This window comes from Streptomyces sp. NPDC042201, from assembly GCF_055582185.1.
The window spans coordinates 76,612-96,155 of the sequence record NZ_JBVJDS010000011.1 but is presented as its reverse complement, the minus strand read 5'-3'; the positions used below and the strand labels follow the sequence as shown (position 1 = coordinate 96,155).

The 19,544-nt window shown below is 69.9% G+C and carries 18 protein-coding genes and 1 pseudogene; 11 read left to right on the top strand and 8 right to left on the bottom strand.

Annotated elements, in window-relative coordinates:
- Positions 1 to 15 precede the first annotated feature (15 nt).
- On the top strand, positions 16 to 1,851 hold the full coding sequence (gene nhaA, locus ACZ6MZ_RS25535) for a Na+/H+ antiporter NhaA (protein ID WP_389785715.1): 1,836 nt from the start codon (positions 16 to 18) through the stop codon (positions 1,849 to 1,851).
- A gap of 55 nt (positions 1,852 to 1,906) precedes the next feature.
- Here the strand turns inward: nhaA and ACZ6MZ_RS25530 are convergent, their stop codons facing one another.
- Both ACZ6MZ_RS25530 and ACZ6MZ_RS25525 read right to left on the bottom strand, forming a co-directional pair.
- Positions 1,907 to 2,260: an STAS domain-containing protein gene (locus tag ACZ6MZ_RS25530; RefSeq protein WP_469354503.1), complete on the bottom strand. Its 354-nt coding sequence runs from the start codon at positions 2,258 to 2,260 to the stop codon at positions 1,907 to 1,909.
- Positions 2,261 to 2,393: 133 nt separating this feature from the next.
- Positions 2,394 to 2,807 (bottom strand): ATP-binding protein, encoded by a 414-nt coding sequence (locus tag ACZ6MZ_RS25525; protein WP_469354501.1) that lies wholly within the window; start codon positions 2,805 to 2,807, stop codon positions 2,394 to 2,396.
- 448 nt (positions 2,808 to 3,255) lie between these two features.
- On the opposite strand from ACZ6MZ_RS25525, the gene ACZ6MZ_RS25520 reads away from it, so the two are divergent.
- The 4 genes from ACZ6MZ_RS25520 (at position 3,256) to ACZ6MZ_RS25505 (ending at position 7,169) form a co-directional block, all read left to right on the top strand.
- Entirely contained in the window at positions 3,256 to 4,398 is a 1,143-nt protein-coding gene (locus ACZ6MZ_RS25520) for a PP2C family protein-serine/threonine phosphatase (RefSeq protein WP_469354752.1), read from the top strand.
- Positions 4,399 to 4,412: 14 nt separating this feature from the next.
- A complete protein-coding gene (locus tag ACZ6MZ_RS25515; protein WP_469354499.1) occupies positions 4,413 to 6,146 on the top strand; it encodes a sensor histidine kinase in 1,734 nt (577 codons plus the stop codon).
- A complete protein-coding gene (locus tag ACZ6MZ_RS25510; protein ID WP_389785606.1) occupies positions 6,143 to 6,586 on the top strand; it encodes a response regulator in 444 nt (147 codons plus the stop codon). The genes ACZ6MZ_RS25515 and ACZ6MZ_RS25510 overlap by 4 nt, the downstream gene beginning before the upstream one ends.
- 112 nt (positions 6,587 to 6,698) lie before the next feature.
- A complete protein-coding gene (locus ACZ6MZ_RS25505; protein ID WP_389785608.1) occupies positions 6,699 to 7,169 on the top strand; it encodes an ATP-binding protein in 471 nt (156 codons plus the stop codon).
- Positions 7,170 to 7,243: 74 nt separating this feature from the next.
- Here the strand turns inward: ACZ6MZ_RS25505 and ACZ6MZ_RS25500 are convergent, their stop codons facing one another.
- Complete coding sequence (locus ACZ6MZ_RS25500; RefSeq protein ID WP_469354496.1) at positions 7,244 to 8,422, bottom strand: PP2C family protein-serine/threonine phosphatase; 1,179 nt, start codon at positions 8,420 to 8,422, stop codon at positions 7,244 to 7,246.
- Positions 8,423 to 8,500: 78 nt separating this feature from the next.
- On the opposite strand from ACZ6MZ_RS25500, the gene ACZ6MZ_RS25495 reads away from it, so the two are divergent.
- Positions 8,501 to 9,013, top strand: a complete 513-nt coding sequence (locus ACZ6MZ_RS25495; RefSeq protein ID WP_384184482.1) for a MarR family winged helix-turn-helix transcriptional regulator — start codon at positions 8,501 to 8,503, stop codon at positions 9,011 to 9,013.
- Between the two features lie 251 nt (positions 9,014 to 9,264).
- Positions 9,265 to 9,642 (top strand): STAS domain-containing protein, encoded by a 378-nt coding sequence (locus ACZ6MZ_RS25490; protein ID WP_389673110.1) that lies wholly within the window; start codon positions 9,265 to 9,267, stop codon positions 9,640 to 9,642.
- On the opposite strand, the gene ACZ6MZ_RS25485 is transcribed toward ACZ6MZ_RS25490, so the two are convergent.
- From ACZ6MZ_RS25485 to ACZ6MZ_RS25475, 3 genes are all read right to left on the bottom strand, one after another.
- A complete protein-coding gene (locus ACZ6MZ_RS25485; protein WP_469354493.1) occupies positions 9,610 to 10,104 on the bottom strand; it encodes a MarR family winged helix-turn-helix transcriptional regulator in 495 nt (164 codons plus the stop codon). The two genes, ACZ6MZ_RS25490 and ACZ6MZ_RS25485, sit on opposite strands and share 33 nt — an antisense overlap.
- A gap of 270 nt (positions 10,105 to 10,374) precedes the next feature.
- Complete coding sequence (locus ACZ6MZ_RS25480; RefSeq protein ID WP_469354491.1) at positions 10,375 to 11,589, bottom strand: phospholipase D-like domain-containing protein; 1,215 nt, start codon at positions 11,587 to 11,589, stop codon at positions 10,375 to 10,377.
- The gene (locus tag ACZ6MZ_RS25475) at positions 11,586 to 11,843 is read right to left on the bottom strand and encodes a DUF5133 domain-containing protein (RefSeq protein ID WP_469354749.1); all 258 of its coding nucleotides are present in this window, start codon (positions 11,841 to 11,843) and stop codon (positions 11,586 to 11,588) included. Before ACZ6MZ_RS25475 ends, ACZ6MZ_RS25480 begins: the two co-directional genes overlap by 4 nt.
- 226 nt (positions 11,844 to 12,069) lie before the next feature.
- Here ACZ6MZ_RS25475 and ACZ6MZ_RS25470 point away from each other — a divergent pair, with 226 nt between their 5' ends.
- From ACZ6MZ_RS25470 to ACZ6MZ_RS25455, 4 genes and pseudogenes are all read left to right on the top strand, one after another.
- The gene (locus tag ACZ6MZ_RS25470) at positions 12,070 to 12,480 is read left to right on the top strand and encodes an ATP-binding protein (protein ID WP_384184471.1); all 411 of its coding nucleotides are present in this window, start codon (positions 12,070 to 12,072) and stop codon (positions 12,478 to 12,480) included.
- A gap of 192 nt (positions 12,481 to 12,672) precedes the next feature.
- Complete coding sequence (locus ACZ6MZ_RS25465; RefSeq protein WP_469354487.1) at positions 12,673 to 13,824, top strand: Gfo/Idh/MocA family protein; 1,152 nt, start codon at positions 12,673 to 12,675, stop codon at positions 13,822 to 13,824.
- A gap of 47 nt (positions 13,825 to 13,871) precedes the next feature.
- Complete coding sequence (locus ACZ6MZ_RS25460) at positions 13,872 to 14,810, top strand: DUF6807 domain-containing protein (protein WP_469354748.1); 939 nt, start codon at positions 13,872 to 13,874, stop codon at positions 14,808 to 14,810.
- Positions 14,804 to 15,520 (top strand): annotated as a pseudogene (locus ACZ6MZ_RS25455) (cupin domain-containing protein); the annotation flags it as partial. The gene ACZ6MZ_RS25460 and the pseudogene ACZ6MZ_RS25455, both read left to right, overlap by 7 nt.
- Positions 15,521 to 15,685: 165 nt before the next feature.
- Here ACZ6MZ_RS25455 and ACZ6MZ_RS25450 read toward each other — a convergent pair.
- Both ACZ6MZ_RS25450 and ACZ6MZ_RS25445 read right to left on the bottom strand, forming a co-directional pair.
- Complete coding sequence (locus tag ACZ6MZ_RS25450) at positions 15,686 to 16,597, bottom strand: MIP/aquaporin family protein (RefSeq protein WP_469354486.1); 912 nt, start codon at positions 16,595 to 16,597, stop codon at positions 15,686 to 15,688.
- A gap of 333 nt (positions 16,598 to 16,930) precedes the next feature.
- Positions 16,931 to 19,318: a galactose-binding domain-containing protein gene (locus tag ACZ6MZ_RS25445; RefSeq protein WP_389785626.1), complete on the bottom strand. Its 2,388-nt coding sequence runs from the start codon at positions 19,316 to 19,318 to the stop codon at positions 16,931 to 16,933.
- Positions 19,319 to 19,544: the final 226 nt, after the last annotated feature.

Genomic DNA, 19,544 nt, shown 5'->3' with positions numbered 1-19,544 from the left:
TCGTGCGGCGAGGACATGCGGACCCCGCTGCGCGACTTCCTGCGCACGGAGACCGGCAGCGCCGCCTTTCTGCTGGCCGGGGCCCTCGCCGCGCTCGTCTGGGCCAACGCGGGGCCGGGAACGTACGAGGAGTTCTGGCGGACGGACCTCGCGGTCCGTATCGGCTCCGCCGGTGTCTCCCTGGAGCTGCGCGAGTGGGTGAACAGCGGCCTGATGGCGCTGTTCTTCCTCGTCGTCGGCCTGGAAGCGCGCCGCGAGTTCGACATGGGCGAACTGCGCGAACGTAAACGGGTCGCGCTGCCGCTGCTGGCCGGTGTCAGCGGCATGATCGTGCCGGTCGCGATCTATCTCGCCTTCAACGCCGGACACGATTCGGTGCACGGCTGGGGCGCCGCCATGTCCACGGACACGGCGTTCGCGCTGGGCATGCTCGCCGTCTTCGGGACACGGCTGCCCAGGGGGCTGCGCGTCTTCATCCTCACCGTCGCCGTCGTGGACGACTTCGTGGCGCTCGGCGTGATCGCCATCGCCTACAGCGGTCATGTCTCCATGCCGGCGCTGGTGGTGGCCATCGGGATCTTCGGGGTGATCCTGGTCGTCAGGGCCGCCCATGTGCGGCGGGGCGTGGTGTACGGGCTGCTCGCGACGGCCGCGTGGGTGGCTCTGCTGAAGTCCGGCGTGGATCCCGTCGTCACCGGCCTGGTCATGGGGCTGATGACGTACGCCTACCCGGCAGCACGCGGCGATCTGGAGCGGGCGAGCGGCCTGTTCCGGCTCTTCCGCGAGCAGCCGACACCCGAGCTGGAGCGATCCGCGCGCATCGGGCTGGCCTCGGCGATCTCCCCCAACGCGCGGCTCCAGCGGCTGTACCACCCCTGGACGAGCTATGTGATCGTGCCGGTGTTCGCCCTCGCGAACGCGGGCATCACGATCAGCGGCAGTCAGCTGGCGCGGGCCTTCACCTCGCCGATCACCCTGGGCATTCTGTTCGCCTACGTCGTGGGCAAGCCCGTCGGCATCCTCGGCGCCTCACTGCTGACCACCCGGCTGAGCCGGGGTCAGCTTCGCCCGCCGGTCGGGTGGGGCGCCACCGCGGCCGGCGGCACCATCGCCGGCGTCGGCTTCACGGTGTCCCTGCTGATCGCCACCCTCGCCTTCCGCGGTGACCGGCTGGAGGAGGCGAAGATCGGCATCCTCACCGCGGTGATCTGCTCGTTCGCCGCCACCTGGCTGGTCACCTGGGTGATCGGGACGCTGCCGCGGCGTCCCCGGATCCGTGCGCTGCTCGGCACCGCAGAGTCCATCGTGGACCTGTCGGACCCGGTCGACCCGGACCACGACCATGTACGCGGCCCGCGGGACGCGCCGGTGACCGTCGTCGAGTACGGCGACTTCGAGTGCCCGTACTGCGGGCTGGCGGAGCCCGTCATCCGTGCGCTGCTCGCGGACTTCGGGGACGTCCGGTACGTCTGGCGCCATCTGCCCCTCAACGACGTCCACCCCAACGCCCAGCTCGCGGCGGAGGCGGCCGAGGCCGCGGCCGAGCAGGACGCCTACTGGGAGATGCACGATCTCCTGCTCGGCCGGCAGGACGCCCTCCAGCCCGGCGATCTGCTCCGCTACGCCGAGGATCTCGGGCTGGACGCCGACCGCTTCCACCGGGATCTGCGGTCGCACACGGGCGCCGCCCGGGTCGCCGAGGATGTCGAGACCGCCGATGTGAGCGGCGTGTCGGGTACGCCGACCTTCTTCGTCAACGGGCGGCGCCACCACGGCGCCTACGACATCGCGGGCCTCTCCGCCGCCGTACGCGCCGCCCGTGAACGGTCCGCGCTGATCGAGCCTTCCTGATGATCAGGCCGCCATCGCGCTCCGCCGCAGGCAGTCCGCTTCCGGCCAGTCTTCGTCAGCGACGCAGCAGCGCGCTCTCCAGATCGGGATCGACCGGGAAACCCGCCGCAGAACCGGTCACGTCGAGCAGCCGCCGCAGCGACGGATGCAGCGGGCCGACGATACGCAGCTCGTAGCGGCGGGCCGCGGACAGCAGCAGATGCAGGACCGTCGAGTCGGCGAAAACCACGCGGGACAGGTCGAGGACGACACATGACGCGCCGAACCGTCCGGCGTCGCTGATCGCGAGCTCGATCTCGGGCGCGACATCGATGTCCACATCGCCCGTCAGACTCACGACAAGGCAATCCCCCACGGGGCGATGTGTCACGACGGCGTGCTCCGGTGCCTGGCGGTGGTCGGGACTCATGGGGCGACAGCATGCCATGCGAGGCCCGTCCGTCGCCGGAGTGATCACCTGGTGGCCGGTCGTCGTCCGGAATCGGTCACGGACACACCGGCACGGAAACGGCCGACGAGCGGGCCGGTGGCCGCCCGCCCGGTCAATGACGGACGAGCGCCCTGATCAGCTTGCCGCCGTCCCCCAGGGGGACCACCGTGACCTCGGCCAGCCGGTGCACCAGAGGCCAGCCGTAGCCGCCCGGCAGCCAGTCCCCCCGGTGCTCCTTGTGCTCGGGCAGCCGCGCGCTCGCGTCCTGCACCGTGATCTCGACCACTCCCGTACGGGCGGCGATCCTGAAGGCGGTCACTCCCTCGGCGTGCCGTATGGCGTTGGTCACCAGTTCCGAGACGATCAGCAGCACATCGACCACCGTGCGCTCGGGCACCGCCGGCTCGCGCCGGTCCAGGAAGGAGCGCACCAGCGCGCGGGCTTCCGCCGTGCCCGCCGGGCGCGCGTCCAGCCAAGCCGGTGCTCCCGTGACGGCGTTGTCCGCCCCGTCGTCGACCGTTGTCATCCCCGCACCCCCGTACGCGGTTGTGGAATTCACGCAACTGAGTTCATGCCTGTACTTATGCCCGCTGTGCCCGGTATGTCACGCGGGCCATGTGTCCTGCGTGGCCCCGGGTCCGCCGGAGAGCATCGCATGTTTCCCCTGCGGGTGAACCGGAGTACGTCAATCAGAGTGGTGCGGGGCGCCACTCCGGCAGGTCGGTTTGTCGTAAGTGCACCCCCGGGATGGCTCCTCCCAACAGGAGCGGAACGATGCTCCGGTTGTCGCATATGCTTCCGGCCGAACGACGCCGGGGCGACCCCGGCGCCGCCGGGTGAGGGGGTGGAGTGTGGTCGAGTTGCCTGTGGGTCTCTCATCGCGTCCCGTGCAGGGCCGCCGTACGGCCGGAGCCGTACCGTCACAGCACGTCTCCGCGGTCGTACGTGACTCCCTGTGGGCCGTCGACGCGGTGATGCTGCTGGTCGAGGACGACGCCGGCGACGCGCTGCTCGTCGAGGAGATGCTCGTCGACAGCGATCTGGACTCCTCGCTCACCTGGTGCAAGACGATGGCCGAGGCGCAGCGGTTCCTCGCGACCTGCACCACCCCGGTCTGCGTACTGCTCGACCTGCATCTGCCGGATGTCCACGGGGTCGACGCCGTCACCCGCATCGTCCGCAGCGCGCCCGGCGCCGCCATCGTGGTGCTCACCGGCATGGCCGAGGGCGAGGCCGGGCTCGCCGCCGTGGCGACCGGCGCGCAGGACTATCTCGTCAAGGGGCGGTTCGACCCGGAGGCGCTGAGCAGAGCCGTCCGTTACGCCCTCCAGCGCAAGCAGGTCGAACAGGCCTCCGCCGCCCTCCGTGCCAACGAGCTGATGGCCCAGGAGAACGCCCGGCTGGAGCGCGGCCTGCTGCCCGTTCCCCTGCTGCGCGGGGACGACTTCGAGGCCGTCGCCCGCTATGAGCCGGGACGCGCCCACGGCCTGCTGAGCGGCGACTTCTACGATGTCGTACAGACCGCGGACGGCACGGTGTACGCGGTGATAGGCGACGTCTCGGGCCACGGCGCCGCGGAAGCGGCCCTCGGGGTCTGTCTGCGGGTCGCCTGGCGCACGGCGGTGCTGTGCGGGACGCGACCGCTCGACCAGGTGCGGCTGCTGGAGGAGATCCTCGTCGCCGAACGCGCCGACCAGCATGTGTTCGCGACGGTCACCTCGCTGGTCTTTCCCGCCGGCGGCCGGGCGGTACGGGTGATCCGCGCCGGCCACCCCGGACTGCTCGTGCGCCACGGCTCCGAGGTCCACTGGGAAGAGCCACAGGTCGGCATGGCGCTGGGGCTGCTGCCCGGCATGGGCCGCTGGACCGAGACCGAACTGCCGCTGCTGCCCGGAGGACATGTGGTGCTCTTCACCGACGGCCTCTTCGAGGGGCGTACGGGCCCGTCGACCCGGCTCGGCGAGGACGGGCTCCTGAGACTGGCCAGAAAGCACGGCGCCCTGCCGGCGGACGCCTTCGTCGACGCGCTGGTCGACGAGGCCAGCGAGGGAGCCGCTCCGTACGGCGGTCTCGCGGACGATGTCGCCGTCCTCCATCTCGGCTGGGGCGACACATGATGAGCACGGAGAAGATGAGTACCGGACCCACGACGCATGCCGACCGGACCACGGCCGACCGGACCACGACAGGTGCCGGGCGGAACTCCGGCCGCCCGCCGGGATGGGGCACCACGCGGTCCCGGCTCTCCGTGCAGGGCTGGGTCCAGCTGATCCTCGCGGCCTTGGTGCTGGTGGTGTGCGGCTGCACGCTCGTCGGCGGTGTGCTGCTGTCACAGACGAACGACCGCACCAACGAGCTGGTCGACCACATCCAGCCCGCCAGGTCCACCGTGTTCCAGCTGCAGAAGTCCCTGCTCGACCAGGAGACCGGGGTGCGCGGCTTCGCGCTGACCGCGGATCCCTCATTCCTCCAGCCGTACGAGCAGGGCCGCAAGGACGAGCGGCAGTTCACCCAGCGCCTCGGCACCATTCTGAAGTCCGACTCCCTGCTCACGGAGGACCTCACCCGCATCACGCGCGCCGCCGAGGACTGGCGGCGTGAGGAGGCGGAGCCGCTGATCACCTCCGTACGGACCCGGGGCGCGGAATCGGCCTCCGCGGAACGGCTGACGCAGAGCAAGGCGGGGTTCGACGGGCTGCGTGACCTGTTCGCCGCGCAGCAGAAGCGTCTGGACGAGGCACGGGACCGGGCGCGCTCCCAGCTGTCCGACGCCCGCGAGCTCCGTGACGCCGTGCTCTTCGTGATCCTGGGCGTCTTCGTCATCGCGGTGGTGGGCCTCGCCCTCGTGCTGCACCGCATGGTGGGGCGGCCGCTCAACGCGCTGCGCGCCGCGTCCGACGACGTACGCGCCGGAGCGTTCGACCGGCGCATCGAAGTCGGCGGCCCGTCCGATCTGCGGGCCGTCGGCGCGGCCGTGGAGGACATGCGCAGGCGCCTCGCCGATGAACTCGCCGCTACCCGGTCGCGCGAGGCCCTCCTCGCGGAACAGACGGAGGAACTGCGCCGCTCGAACTCGGAGCTGGAGCAGTTCGCGTACGTGGCCTCGCACGACCTGCAGGAGCCGCTGCGCAAGGTCGCCTCGTTCTGCCAGCTGCTGGAGAAGCGCTATGGCGACCAGCTGGACAGCCGGGGCAAGCAGTACATCGATTTCGCGGTCGACGGCGCCAAGCGGATGCAGATCCTGATCAACGATCTGCTCACCTTCTCCCGGGTCGGGCGGGTGCACGACGCCTGGCAGACCGTCGGTCTCGACACCGTCCTCGACCGAGCGCTGGGCAATCTCGCCCTGGTCGTCGAGGAGTCCGGCGCCACCTTCGTACGGGAGACCCCGCTGCCGGAGGTGACCGGCGACCAGACCACCCTCGCCATGCTCTGGCAGAACCTCATCGGCAACGCGATCAAGTTCCGCAGGCCCGACGAGCCCTGCCGGATCGACATCGGCTGCGCCCGCGAAGGCGACGAGTGGCATCTGACCGTCTCGGACAACGGCATCGGCGTGGCGCCCGAGTTCGCCGAGAAGGTCTTCATCATCTTCCAGCGGCTGCACGCCAGGGACGAGTACGAAGGCACCGGCATCGGGCTGGCGCTCTGCCGCAAGATCGTCGAGTTCCACGGCGGCAGGATCTGGCTGGAGCCCGTGCCCGAAGGCGGCACCCGCATCCACTTCACCCTGCCCGCCATCGCCGCGCCCGACGAGTCCGCCGCGCCCGCCGGGTCCGATGAGGCCGCCGAGGCCCCGGTCCCCGCCGAGGCCCCGGCCTCCGCCGACGCCCTGCCGACCACTCCACCGGGAGCCGCCCTGTGAGCACCCCTGTACAGCCGATCGAGGTCCTGCTCGTCGAGGACGACGCCGGCGACGAGCTGATGACCCGTGAGGCGTTCGAGGACAACAAGATCCGCAACACCCTCCACGTAGTGCGTGACGGCGAGGAAGCCCTCGACTTCCTCTACCGGCGCGGCGCCCACGAGGGAGCTCCCCGGCCGGATCTCGTCCTGCTCGACCTCAATCTGCCGAAGTACGACGGACGGCAGGTGCTGGAGCAGATCAAGACGGATCCGGATCTGGCGCTGATCCCCGTCGTCGTACTGACCACGTCATCGGCGGAGGAGGACATCCTGCGCAGCTACAAGCTGCACGCCAACGCGTATGTGACCAAGCCGGTCGACCTGGACCAGTTCATCAAGGCCGTCCGGCAGATCGACGAATTCTTCGTCAGCGTGGTCAGGCTGCCGGGACGCACGTGACACACGTGACGTCCCTCACGGAACCATCGGGCATAGCGTCGGCGTGTGAGGGCATAAGGGCCTCGGAGAAGAGGGGCCCGGATCGCCCTCACCGGTGCGCGGGCAGGAGCGTATGAACGAGCAGACCATCATCGATACGGCATTCGCCCCCCTCGTGGCGGATTCCGTACAGCCGCTCCGCCGGGCTGCGGAATTCACCGGGGAACCCGGCTGTATCGCCGAGGCGCGGCTGCTCACCGTCCGGTTCCTGCAGCAGCTGGAGGCCGAGTGGTTCGCCACGCTCGGCGGCCGTACGGGCGACGATCTGCTCCTGGTCGTCAGCGAGCTGATCACCAACGCGGAGCGGCACAGCCATGGACCGTATCTGCTGGAGCTGGAGGGCACGGCCCGGCAGGTGATCGTGACCGTGTACGACAGCAGCTCGGCCCTGCCGCGCCGCTACGGGCAGGACCCGGGCCGGGTGGGCGGACACGGCATGGAGATCGTCCACGCGCTGTGCGACCGGCTCACCGCCGAGCGGGTTCCGGTCGGCAAGCGGGTCCAGGCCATGTTCGACCTGGAGCGCCGCTCGTCCCCGGCCTGACGCGGACCCGGTCCTGGGTACGGCTCCGGGCCCCGCGTCACGTTCTACCGGCCCGGCTTCCACCGGGCCCCGGCTTACTGGGCGTCCTGCTCCTGCCTGCCGAACCAGTCCATGCAGACGACCAGCGCGTCGTCGGTCGACTCGGCCTCGCGGTAGGCGGCCAGCTCGCTGAGCACCGCGCGCGGCACCATGGCGGCGGGCAGCAGACTCGTCGCGCTGATCGCCCGGGCCAGCGCCCGCTCCTCGTAGATCTCGCCCTGGGGTGAGACCGCCGCGTACACTCCGTCACTGACGAAGAGCAGCCGGTCGCCGGGCGCAACGTCGAACGTCTGCGCCACATAGTCCGACTCCTCGAACATGCCGAGCGGCAGCTGAGCGTCGAGGTCGATCCGCTCCACGGTCTTGTCCCGCTGCCGCCACAGCTGCGGCGACCCGGCGTCCACCGCCTCGACCTTGCCGGTGCCCAGCTCGAACCGCAGGAGCAGCGTCGAGACGTAGGACGCGCCCCGGTGCTGTTCGTACAGTGCCTGGTCCGCCAGGGCGGCCTGGTCGGCGATACCGATTCCGGCCCGGCGGGCATTGCGCAGGGCGTTGACGGCGAGATTGGTGAGCAGCGACGCCTGGATGCCCTCGCCCATCCCGTTGGTCACCGCGAGCGTCAGCTCGTCGGCGTCCGACGCCCAGTCGAAGTTGTCGCCGTGGATGGCGTAGGCGGGCTCCAGCTGGGCCCCGATGGCGTACTCCTGCGCGGTACAGGCCCGTGCGGGGAGCAGCTCCCACTGCATCTCCGCCGCCAGCGTCAGCCGGTTCACCCTGCGTGCCCGCTGGTAGAGATCGGTGTCCCGCTCGGCCACCAGGATCTCGTGCCCGAGCAGCTCGGCCAGCTGTGTCAGATCCTCGACCGTGTCCGGAGTGGAGCGGTCGCCGGGCAGCCGGACCGTGAGGATGCCGAGACGTTCGCCACGGACGGTGACCGGCAGATGGTGGTCCACCGCGTCCCGGTGCCTGACCTGCTGCTCGTGCGGCTCCTGGCTGCCGAAAGCGCGGCCCTCCGGGGTGTTGTGCAGCGACAGCGCGTCGGCGGGATGGGTGACGGCGTCGACCGGCTGGAGTACCGTCAGCCCGTAGTCGGCGAGATAGAGCTGTACGGATGTCGCACCGTACGTCGTGGCGAGCGCGTTACGCACCGTGTCCACCAGGGCATGCGGCGCCGCTGTCCGGACCGCTCTTTCCACATCCGCGAGTAGAGTCACTGTCGTTCAGGCCTTCTTCTTCCAGGGTCGGGTCCGTCTGGGCTGACAAAGGCCCGTGCCGGATGAAAGAGTGCATCGATGTCCCGCTTCACCGGTCAGCCACCCCACCGCGAGCAGGTAGCCGAGGCCGCCTGCGCCGCCTCGGAGCTGCTTGAGGTGCTGTGGGGCCGCGGCCAGGAGGCCGCGCCGTCGGGACCGGTCTCGCCTTCCCAACTACGAGCCCTTCTCGTCATCGAAAAGCATGAGGGCGCCAACCTGCGGACGCTCGGTGAGGTACTGGGTTCGCGCCCTTCCTCGCTGAGCAGGCTCTGTGACCGGATGGAGGCGATGGGCCTCGTGGTCCGTTCGCCCAGTCCGACGAGCCGCCGGGAGGTCGAGCTCCGGCTGAGCCGGCGTGGGCACAAGGTGCTGGACGAGTACCGCGCCTTCCGCACCCGGGAGGTCGGAATGGTGCTGGAGCGTATGGACCCCGCGGACGTCGTCATGCTCGCGGAGGGGCTCGCCGCGTTCCGCGCCGCGGCGGTCGCGAGCCTCGGAGCCGACAGCGCACCCGCCGGCTCCGAGCGGAGCCACGTGGCGGACAGCGCATAGCTTCATTCAGGCCCACTTCCTGGCAGTGACACGTTACTCTCCGCGCAAAGTCCTTGTGCGGAAGCAGTGAACAGATTGTTGCCCACCAGAGAATGTTGTCAAATGGCAACTATCGCTTCTATCGTGGTGGCACCGTCTGGTGAGCCGTGGGGCCGCCTGCTGTGCGGCGCGGCCGGACGGCATCCCTGACCGTCCTCCTCTACAGCCCCCGAAGGATCTCCGTGCAACCTCCTCACAGCGCAGGCCCGACCATGGGAATGGCCGCGAGACAGGAAGGCGACGCGATCGTGTTCGCCGTCAGCGGCGATCTCGATCTGGAGAACATCGCACCGCTCGCCACGGCGCTCACCGAGGCGGGCGGGACCGTGACAGGACCCGTCGTCGTGGATCTGTCCCGCGTCAGCTTCGCAGACTCCACCACGGTGAACGTGCTGCTCCAGGCCCACAGCGCACTCGGCCCGAGGCTGCGCCTGGCCCAGCCGTCCGCCTTCGTGCAGCGCCTTTTCGCCGTCATCGGGCTGGAGCAGGCCCTGCCCGTGTACGAGACGGTCGAGAGCGCGCTCGCGGCCGCCGGGCCGGGGGATCCCGTCGGGCCCTCAGGACCACTCGCCTCTGACGGCGTCGAGTGACACGGCGAACGCCCGCAGCCCGGTGAGGAGATCGCGGCGCTCACCCGCCGGCATCCGGCGCATGATCTCCGCTATCTCCTCCGCCCGGCGGCCCCGGTAGTCCGCCAGCAGGGCCGCGCCCTCCGGGGTCAGCGCCAGCTCGATCTCGCGGCGGTCGGCGATCACGGGACGGCGCTCCAGCATCCCCGCCGACTCCATCCCGCTGCACATCCGGCTGGCGCGGGGGAGCGTCAGCCCCATCGCCCTGGCCAGACCCGTCAGATTGATCCCGGGGTGGTCCTGGACGATCAGCAGGACTCTCAGCCGGTGGCGCAGCAGCCGTGGATCGACGGCGAGTGCCGCGGTCGCCGCGATCTCCGTGATGGCCTCGGCGGACACCGCGAGCTGTTCGGCGGCCTCGTACAGGGTTTCGGCCGATGCGGCTGATGCCCCTGCCGGCGCTTCCGGTCGACGGCCTTCCATGTGCCCATCCGTTCCCCGAGTGACGACCGGTCAGGCGCCGCCGGAGGAACCCTTGAACGTCCTGACGGAACACCGGTTCGCCGGGGAGGCCGGATCCGGCCGTGCTGTCTGACCTCTGCAATGCCCGCTCATCCGGATTTCACACGAGGACGGGGCAGGCGGCCGACTGAAGCCAGGCCGTCGGCACACCGTCCGCACGCTGTCCGTACACCGTCGTCACGTTGCCGTCACGTCGTCCGTACGCCGCCCGTACGTCGTCGTCGCGCGCGGTCAGAGGAACCGGCGGATGGGCATGACCGCGAGTTCCCGCGCGCGCTGGGCGACGGAACGCCGCTTCCACCGGGCCGGCTCGATCGGCTCGCTCGCTGTCAGATCCTCGTCGAAGTCCGCGTCCAGGACGGCGGCGAAGTCCTCGTCGATCACGGCAAGCATGACCTCCTCGTCGTGGTCCAGGGAGCGCCGGTTGACATTGGTGGAGCCGACGAGAGCGGCGATACCGTCCACGGTGATCACCTTGGCGTGCATCATCGTCGGCTGGTACTCCCAGATCCGGACGCCGCAGGCGAGCAATTCCTCGTAGTGGTCCTGCCCGGCCAGCCGGCAGACCCGCTTGTCGGTGTGCGGCCCCGGCAGCAGGATCTCCACATCGACCCCGCGCGCGGCCGCCCGGCACAGCAGGTCCACGAAATACGGGTCCGGCGCGAAATAGGCGGTGGCCAGCCGCAGCCGGTCCTGGGCGGACTCGATCACCACCCGCATCAGGGTCTGCATGTCCTGCCAGCCGAAGCTCGCGGAGCCGCGCACGATCTGCACCACGGCGTCGCCCTGCTGGGGGTGCTCGATGAAACGGTCCCGGTCGTCGAAGAGTTCGTCATGACACTCGGCCCAGTTCTGGGCGAACGCGGCGGCGATCCCGTCCACGGCGGGCCCGCGCACCCGCACATGGGTGTCACGCCATTCGTTCTCGTTCCTGGCGTCGCCGCACCACTCCTCGGCGATCCCGACCCCGCCGGTGTACGCGGTCGACTCGTCCACCACGAGGACCTTCCGGTGGCAGCGGTGATTCTGCTTCATCGGCGTGATCCACAACGGCCTGCGGAACCAGGCCACTTCGACCCCGGCGTCCGCCATCGCCGTCAGCAGACTCTGCTCTATGAGCCGGCTGCCGAAGCCGTCGAGCAGCAGCCGGACGCGCACCCCGGCGCGGGCCCGGTCGGCGAGAGCCTCCGCGAACTCCCTCGCTATCTCCCCGCGCCAGTAGACGAAGGTCATCATGTCGACGGTGTGCTCGGCGCCCCGGATGCTCTCCAGCATGGCCGCGAAGATCTGGTCGCCGTTGCGCAGCCGGACCAGAGCGTTGCCCTCGGTCGCGGCGATTCCGAGCAGCCTCTCCAGACGGCGGCGGAGAAGCTGCCCGGACGGCGGGGCCGACGGGGAGGGTGCGGGACCTGTGCCCGGCTTCGGCGCTTCCTGGCGAGTACTCATCGGACGGTCAGCGCCACTGATTCTCCCGCGGTGACCGACACCGCCGCCTGGTCGGCGAAGGCGGTGGCCAACTGCCGTTCCGCGACGGCGAGGGCCTCATCGACGACGCGCGTCCCGGTGGAGACACAGAGCGTGTAGGTGAGGTCCTCCAGTCTTCTGCGCGTCTCCGGGCTTTCCTTCTCGGCGTGCAGGATCTGGAGGACTTCGTACTGCTGCACAAGGTTGCGCAGCATCGCGGGGTGAGCCATGAGCACGGGCGTGCCTTCCGTCGTCGGGGGTCTGTCGCTCTCGCCGTCTGCCCCCACGAGTGGAGACCATGTACACGTATTTCGGCCTTCCGGTGTGGCTCGGGAACACCGGGGGCCGGGACGGCGGCCCAGGAACCACAAGGTTCACCGGGAGACTCTTCGGCATCGATCGCGGGGGTAAACGGCGGGAGGAGATGGCCGTAAGAGAAGCCCAATCGACGGGGTGAGATGTATGCACCACCCGCACACGACCGACCACCAGTCCCCCCACCCCGCCGAGCGCGACTGCCGGCCGCGACGGGCGGCCGAGGCCCGCGACGCGACGTACGGGTTTCTCGCCGGCCTGTGTCCGACGCCCTCCGCGCACACCTCCCAGAATCTGGTCCTGGTGGTGTCCGAGCTGGTGACGAACGCGCTGCGGCACGCGGGGGAGGTCACTTCCCTGCAACTGCGCGCGGACCGGCGGAGCCTGCAGATCGTGGTGAACGACCCCAGCCCCGCGCAGCCCCAGGACCGTACGCCGGATCTCACCGGCAGGACCGGCGGCTTCGGCTGGCCCATGGTCCAGCGGCTGGCCGAAAAGGTCACGGTCCGCCCCCGCCCCGGCGGCGGGAAGACCATCCGGGCCGTTCTCGCGCGGTAGCGCGCGGCGGGTCCGTACGGGGGCGGTCCTGGCGGGTCGCGGGTGTCCGGAACGGTGCGTTGACACCGTGGTGCGGGCGATCTACGTTGCTCGTAGAAAGCGCTTGCTGTGCGGCGGCCCGCAGCGGGAGGTCGCCGGCGTGCGTCCCGAAGCCCGAAGGCCCGAACCCCGAAGGCCCAAACCCCGAAGGGAGTGTTCGCGACGTCTCCGCGCACCCTGACAGACCGGCGGATCCGCACCGCCGTCATCGGCACCGGAGGGATCGCCAGGGGCGCCCACCTCCCGGCTCTCCAGGCCCTCGGCGACGACATCGAGACGGTCGCCGCCTTCGACATCGACGAGGAGGCCGTTCGCGTGTTCTGCGCCGACGGCGGCATCCCGCATCCCTGCACCGACCTCGGCCGCATGCTCGATGAGCACCGCCCGGACCTGGTCACCGTCTGCACGCCGCCCGTCTTCCACCGCGAGCAGACCGTCGCCGCACTGCGGTCCGGCGCCTGGGTGTGGTGCGAGAAGCCGCCGTGCCCGTCCCTCGCCGACTTCGACGCCATCGAGGCGGCGGAGGGCGCGGACGGCGGACCGTACGCCTCGATCGTGTTCCAGCACCGCTTCGGCTCCGGGGCCCTGCACGCCCGCTCCCTGATCGCCGATCGGGCGATGGGCCGCCCGCTGGTCGCCCACTGCCAGACCACCTGGTACCGGGACGCCGCGTACTACGCCGTGCCCTGGCGCGGCACTTGGGCCAACGAGGGCGGCGGTCCCGCGATGGGCCACGGCATCCACCAGATGGATCTACTGCTGGATCTGCTCGGACCATGGAGTGAGGTACGCGCCATGGCGGGCCGGATGGTCCACGATGTCGAGACCGAGGACGTCTCCACGGCGCTCGTCCGCTTCGAGAGCGGCGCGCTGGCCACGATCGTCAACAGTGTGCTCAGCCCGGCCGAGGTGAGCCGTATCCGTGTCGACTGTGAGCGCGCCACCGTCGAAGTGACGCATCTGTACGGGCACACCAACGACGACTGGCGGATCACCCCCGCCCCCGGGGTCGATCCCGCGGAGCTGGCCGGCTGGCGCGACATGGGCGAGAACGTGCCCAGCTCGCATCTGGCCCAGCTGCGTGCGCTCGTCGCCGATCTGCGGGCCGGCCGCCGGCCGCGCGGCAGCGGAGCCGACGGCCGCACCAGCCTCGAACTGATCACCGCGCTCTACAAGTCGGCGTTCACCGACACCACCGTCAGGGCCGGCGAGATCGGCCCGGGTGACCCCTTCCACGCCGCCCTGCACGGCAATATCCCCGGCTGGGCGCCGCGGCCCGTCCCCGTCACGGAGATGCCCGTATGACCGCGCCCGAACCGATCACACTCGTTCCGACGGCAGCCGTTCCGGCGATGGCCGATCCGGCCGTGCCGCCCGGTCTGCGGCTGACCCATGCGCACGGCGACCGTATCGACCTGCGGTCCGGCGGGGTCACCCTGCTCAGCTATGTCTACCGGCCCGAGGCGGCGTGGGAGGCCCCCAAGCCGTATCTGCATCCGCTGCGCACGCTCTCCGGGGGTGTGGTCACCGACTACCGGCCCAACGACCACCGCTGGCACAAGGGCCTCCAGCTCACCGCCTCCCATCTGTCGGGACAGAACCTGTGGGGCGGAAACTCCTATGTGCGCGGCGAGGGTTACCTCCCTCTGCCGGAGCGCGTCGGCTCGATGAGCCATGAGGGCTTCGACGAGGTGTCGGCCGCCGAAGGACGCGCCGTCATCGCCGAACGGCTGGCCTGGCGCAACCACGACGGCGACGCGTGGGCCGACGAGTCCCGCCGGATCGAGATCCATGACCTCGATCCGGCGGCCGGTGCCTGGACGCTGACCTGGTCGAGCGCCGTCACCAACCGCCGGGACGAGCCGCTGCGCTTCGGCAGCCCCACCACCGAGGGCCGGGAGATGGCCGGCTACACCGGTCTCTTCTGGCGCGGCCCGCGCGCCTTCCGGGCCGGGCGGCTGCTCGGCCCGGAGCTGGAGGGTGAGGAGCTGATGGGGACGCAGGCCCCCTGGGTCGCGTACAGCGGAGAGTTCGACTCCGTCGACGGACACGCCACGGTCGTCTTCGCGCACGCGCCGGAGAACGACCACACGGGCGCCGGGGGAGAGCACCCCGCCCACTGGTTCGTACGCAGCGACCCGTTCGCGGCCGTCGCACCCTCCTGGGCGTTCCACGAGGAGCTGGTCCTCCGGCCGGGTGACACGCTGACCCGGCGCTGGCGTGTCGTCGTGGCCGACGGCCGCTGGGAACGCGACGACATCGCCGCGTACCTCAAGGGGCTGGCATGGTGAGCCCGGCGGCGGGATTCGCCGGACTGCCGGGCGCCGTCGCCGTCTCCCATCTGAGTGTGTACGACTGGGAGGCCGCCGACGGGCTCTGTGGGGGCACCCCACACCTGCACCTCACCTGCTCCGAGGCGTATGTGGTGACCGCGGGCCGTGGCGCCGTGCAGACCCTCGGCGCCGAGAGCTCCGACACCACACCGCTGGAGCCCGGCGCCGTCGTCTGGTTCACGCCCGGCACCATCCACCGCCTCGTCAACGAGGACGGTCTGCGCATCGTCGTCCTGATGCAGAACAACGGGCTGCCCGAGGCCGGTGACGCCGTGCTGACCCTCCCGCCGGAGTACCTCACCGACCCGGAGACCTACGCGCGGGCGGTCGGGATCCCGGACGCGTCCGAGGCGGAGCAGAGCGCCGCCGCGCGCCGCCGTCGCGATCTCGCGATCGAGGGCTTCGTGACGCTTCGTACGGCATGGGAGTCCGGTGACCGACAGCCGCTGCTCGACTTCCATCGGGCGGCCGCCGCGCTCGTACGGCCCAAGGTGGCGCACTGGCGGGCCCGTTGGGAGGCGGGGGCGGCCGAGGCGGCGCGGCAGACCGGCGTCCAGCTCGACCGGCTCGCGGCAGGAGACGCCTCACATCTCGCCGCGTCGCGGGTCCATGCCCGACGCCCCGCCGCGCGCGGGAAATTCGGCATGTGCGGACGGCTGGACACGTACGACATCCTCGGCGCTCCGGACGACGTCACGGACGGGGGCTCCGGCGGTGGTTCCGGCGCGGGGGGCGGCCCTGACACCGGCCCTGGCGGTGGCTCTGACGACGGCCCTGACGCCGGCCCGGCGGGACGGACCGGCGGACCGTGACCGCACCGCGTTCGACCTCGGCTACTCGGGCGCGTTCGACCTCTCGTCCCCGGCCCGGCCGCCTTCCCGTCCCTCGCCGACCTTGCGGCGGGCGTCGAGCACCCGTCCGATGAACAGGTCATAGACAACGGCTCCGACGAGTCCCCCGACCAGCGGACCGACAATGGGGATCCAGAGGTAGTGGCTGAACCATTGATAGGTCCCGGGAATCGCGATGTCTCCCCAGCCCATGATGTAGGTCCACAATCGGGGCCCGAAGTCGCGTGCGGGATTGATCGCGTAACCGGCGTTCGTGCCGATGCTGAGGCCGATCGCGACGACGACCATGCCCGTCAGATAGGGGCCGAGGTTGGACGCGGGTGCGGTGTTCCGCGTGTCGATGAGAGCGAAAACGAGCATGACGAGCACCGCGGTGCCGATGATCTGGTCCAGCAGCGGCCCCCACCATGAACTGCCGAAGTACTCGGCCGGAAAGGTGGCGAAAATCGAGAAGGTGGAAAGCGACTGGTCCCTGGCGATTCCGGCCTTTTTGTCGAACGCGTCGATGGCCCAGTGGTAGGAGGAAAAGACAACAGCGGCGCCCAGGAAGGCACCTACGAGCTGTGCGCCCCAGTAGGGAAGGACCTTTCTCCAGGAAAAGCCCCGGCGCGCGGCGAAGGCGAGCGTCACCGCGGGGTTGATGTGCGCCCCGCTGACACCGCCCGCGACATACACGCCGAAGACCACGGCGAATCCCCAGCCGAATGAGACGATCAGCCAGTTCGCCGCACCGAACGCGCCGACCTGGCGCCCCGATCCGGGGAGCCCGGCGACGGCGACGGCGACCGACCCGCAGCCCAGCAGGATCAGCACGAATGTTCCGAGGAATTCCGCGAGCAATTCGCCGCCGAGTCCTTCTCGGTAGCCGCGACGCCTCGAACCGGTATCTGCCATTACTCCTCCTGTCTCAGATGAGTCCGGCCTGCGATCTGCATGCTCGAAACCCGCGGAGATAACCTCCGCGCGGGCCTCGAAACGGTCGGTCGCGAGACCGCATCGGCTATTCGGGTGATGGCGTGTTACCTGTCTCACAGCATAGGAACATGTCGATCAGGAGGAGTCCACCGGGAGAAAATTCCTCCCGGCCATATGGGTGAACCGTGCGGGACGGCGACGCCGGTGGACCCCGACGGCGCAATGGCCCAGGACATGAGAACGCCCGGCCGGGAGACACCGGCCGGGCGTTCCGTTCGTCCCGAGAAGGATGACTGGCAACCCCTCGCGGCGCTAGCTCGTGTACGCCTCCAGCTCGGAGAGCTGCGCGGCGGGCCAGCCGGTGTTACCGGTGAAGGTCAGCCGCAGATAGCGGGTCGACGTCCCGTCCAGATTGACGGTCGCGGTGTTACCGCTCGACGGATTGAAGGTGTAACCCGCCGAGGCCTTGAGCGTGCTGTACGTGGAGTTGTTGGTGCTCCCCGACACGCTCAGGGTCTGTGTGCGGGTGGACCACGCCGACGACGGAGGAAGCTTCAGCACCACACGCTTGACCGCCTTCGACGCGCCCAGGTCGACGGTGATGGTCTGCGGCCACGCGTTGTTCGTGCTCTCCCAGTACGTGTTGGCGTTGCCGTCCACCGCGTTGCCCGCGCCGTACACATCGGCGTGGCCGGACTCGGTGACCGGACGGCCCTGGGCGATGTTGCCCGTGTCCGCCGGCGGAGTTGTCGGCGGGGTGGTGGGCGGGGTGGTGGGAGGCGTGGTCGGCGGGTCGGTGGGCGGGTCGGTGGGCGGGTTGCCGCCGCCCGGTACGCCGCCGTTGGTCCACACCGGGTCGGGCCAGTTGCCGGTGCACGCGGGCGGGTTGGCGTACCAGCCCGAGTTGCCGGCGCCCTGGGTGATCTGGAAGCCGCTGCCCACACAGTTGTGGATCGGGTTGGGCTGGGCGATATGGGTGGCGACCACATTGGTGAACGAGGCCGTGCCCGGGGCCTGGATCTGCAGGGCGTACGTACCGGCCCCGTCGATCCGGATGTTGTTGAAGTGCAGCCCGTTCGTCGCGCCCTCGATCAGATGGATCGCGGCGTAGGAGCTGTCCAGGATCTCGGAGTCGGTGATGTTGATGGTGGCGTTGATCGGTTCGTTGAGACCGCTGAACCAGATCGCGCCGACGCCGAACCGCCAGTTGTAGTCATTGTTCCCGGTACGGATCAGGGTGTTGCGCGCGGCCGTGGTGGTGCCGGAGACCGCGGTGCCCTGACCGGAGTTGACCCCCGGGTAGCGGTTGGCGATGTGCAGGCCGCCACCGTTGCTGATGGTGTCCGACATGACGTTGTCGGAGATGGTGATGTCCTTGCCGCCGTACGTGACGATGTTGTTCGCCAGGATCGGCAGGATCACCGTGTTGAACGTGAACTTGTTCTTCACGTTCGGGACGTTCTCCGCCCACATGGCCAGACCGTCGTCCCCGGTGTTGCGGACGAAGGTGTTGGTGACCGTGGAGTTCGTGACGCCGTAGTGGAAGTTCACGCCGTCGGCGGTCTGGTCCAGGATGCGGCTGTTCTTGATGGTGAAGTTGTCCATCGGGCCGTCCATCCAGGCGCCGCACTTGGTGTGCTGCATCCAGACGTTGTCGACCACGGAGTTGGACATCGCGCCACCGATGGCGTTGACCTGGTCGTTGTCCACGCGCTCACGGATGTCGCCCATGATGGCGAAGTCCTTGAGGGTGACATTGCTGCTGCCGCCCGCCGAGGCGTACTTGCCGTAGACGCCGACGGCCTTGCTGCGGTCGGACGGGTCACGTCCGGTCAGCACGCTGTACCAGGGGCCCGCACCGCGCAGCGTCACCTTGTCGACGACGATGTGGTCGCGCACCTGGAAGGTGCCCTGCGGTATGTAGACCTCTTTGCCCTGAGTCCTGCCCGCGTCGACCGCCGCCTGGATCTTGGCGGTCGAGTCGGCGGCGCCGGTCGGGTCGGCGCCGAAGTCGCTCACCACGTCCAGCGCGCCCGAGGGCTTGCCGATCGGTGCGCCGACCTGCTCGAAGTCGGCCAGGTCGATGGTGAACGTCGGTGACGAGGCCGTCGAGGAGACCTGGAGCCGGACCTTGGTGCCGGCCGCCAGGGTCGACCCGAACATGGTGCGGGTCTCGTCGTAGAAGTGGTGCGGGTTGGTGTCGCCGGGGTTGTTGTTGAAGGGATAACCGCCGTAGTACCAACCGTACTTGGACGTCACCGGCACGCTCTTGAGCGAGTTGCCGTTGACCCGCAGGTCGATGGTGGCGTCCCGGCCGGTGCCCGCCGAGTTGTCCGGCAGCGAGTAGCGGAACGACATCGCGTTCGCCGGTGCGGTGAGCGTGAACTCGACGTACTCGCCGACCGCGTCGAGCGTCACGGCCTGCCGGCCGGACGCCTCCGAAGGCAGCGTGCCGTAGAGGCGGTTGGGTCCGATCAGGCTGCCGTTGGTGGCGGCGTACTCGGCTTCCTGCTCCTTGAACGGCAATGTCGCGCCGCGGCCGGGGACGTTGACCGGGGAGGGGGCGGGGACCGCCGCTGCCTGAGCGGCGGGTGCGGTGGAGAGCACGACCGCTGCGGCTGTCCCGGCCACAGCGAGTGCGAGGGACACGGATGCGGAAATGCTGCGCCGGAGCAAGCGGCGTCTAGGGGGGAGTGTCACAGACATACGTCCTTGCGGCTCGTGGGGACTCTGCGGACGCGAAAAGGCTAGAAGTGGGGCCGCAGAAAGTCTATGAATCTGCGCAATTTTTGAAGGCAGAAGTAAAAATCTTCGACGCGAGCGGATGGGTGGCGCTGCGCATACCGGATGAATGCGCTCAACTCGCTTGCGCGATAGGGGTGATGGCGAGTTGGCGGCTCGTCCGGCGGCTCGTCCGGCGGAGCCG

Bases quoted from the DNA above. Each gene is read 5' to 3' on its own strand.
- ACZ6MZ_RS25470 (WP_384184471.1), top strand. From the start codon at position 12,070: ATGCACCACCCGCACACGACCGACCACCAGTCCCCCCACCCCGCCGAG.
- ACZ6MZ_RS25450 (WP_469354486.1), bottom strand. From the start codon at position 16,597: ATGGCAGATACCGGTTCGAGGCGTCGCGGCTACCGAGAAGGACTCGGC.
- ACZ6MZ_RS25490 (WP_389673110.1), top strand. From the start codon at position 9,265: ATGGGAATGGCCGCGAGACAGGAAGGCGACGCGATCGTGTTCGCCGTC.
- ACZ6MZ_RS25530 (WP_469354503.1), bottom strand. From the start codon at position 2,260: ATGAGTCCCGACCACCGCCAGGCACCGGAGCACGCCGTCGTGACACAT.
- ACZ6MZ_RS25520 (WP_469354752.1), top strand. From the start codon at position 3,256: ATGCTGCTGGTCGAGGACGACGCCGGCGACGCGCTGCTCGTCGAGGAG.
- ACZ6MZ_RS25460 (WP_469354748.1), top strand. From the start codon at position 13,872: ATGGCCGATCCGGCCGTGCCGCCCGGTCTGCGGCTGACCCATGCGCAC.
- ACZ6MZ_RS25505 (WP_389785608.1), top strand. From the start codon at position 6,699: ATGAACGAGCAGACCATCATCGATACGGCATTCGCCCCCCTCGTGGCG.
- ACZ6MZ_RS25480 (WP_469354491.1), bottom strand. From the start codon at position 11,589: ATGAGTACTCGCCAGGAAGCGCCGAAGCCGGGCACAGGTCCCGCACCC.
- ACZ6MZ_RS25525 (WP_469354501.1), bottom strand. From the start codon at position 2,807: ATGACAACGGTCGACGACGGGGCGGACAACGCCGTCACGGGAGCACCG.
- ACZ6MZ_RS25485 (WP_469354493.1), bottom strand. From the start codon at position 10,104: ATGGAAGGCCGTCGACCGGAAGCGCCGGCAGGGGCATCAGCCGCATCG.
- ACZ6MZ_RS25495 (WP_384184482.1), top strand. From the start codon at position 8,501: ATGTCCCGCTTCACCGGTCAGCCACCCCACCGCGAGCAGGTAGCCGAG.
- nhaA (WP_389785715.1), top strand. From the start codon at position 16: ATGCGGACCCCGCTGCGCGACTTCCTGCGCACGGAGACCGGCAGCGCC.
- ACZ6MZ_RS25515 (WP_469354499.1), top strand. From the start codon at position 4,413: ATGAGTACCGGACCCACGACGCATGCCGACCGGACCACGGCCGACCGG.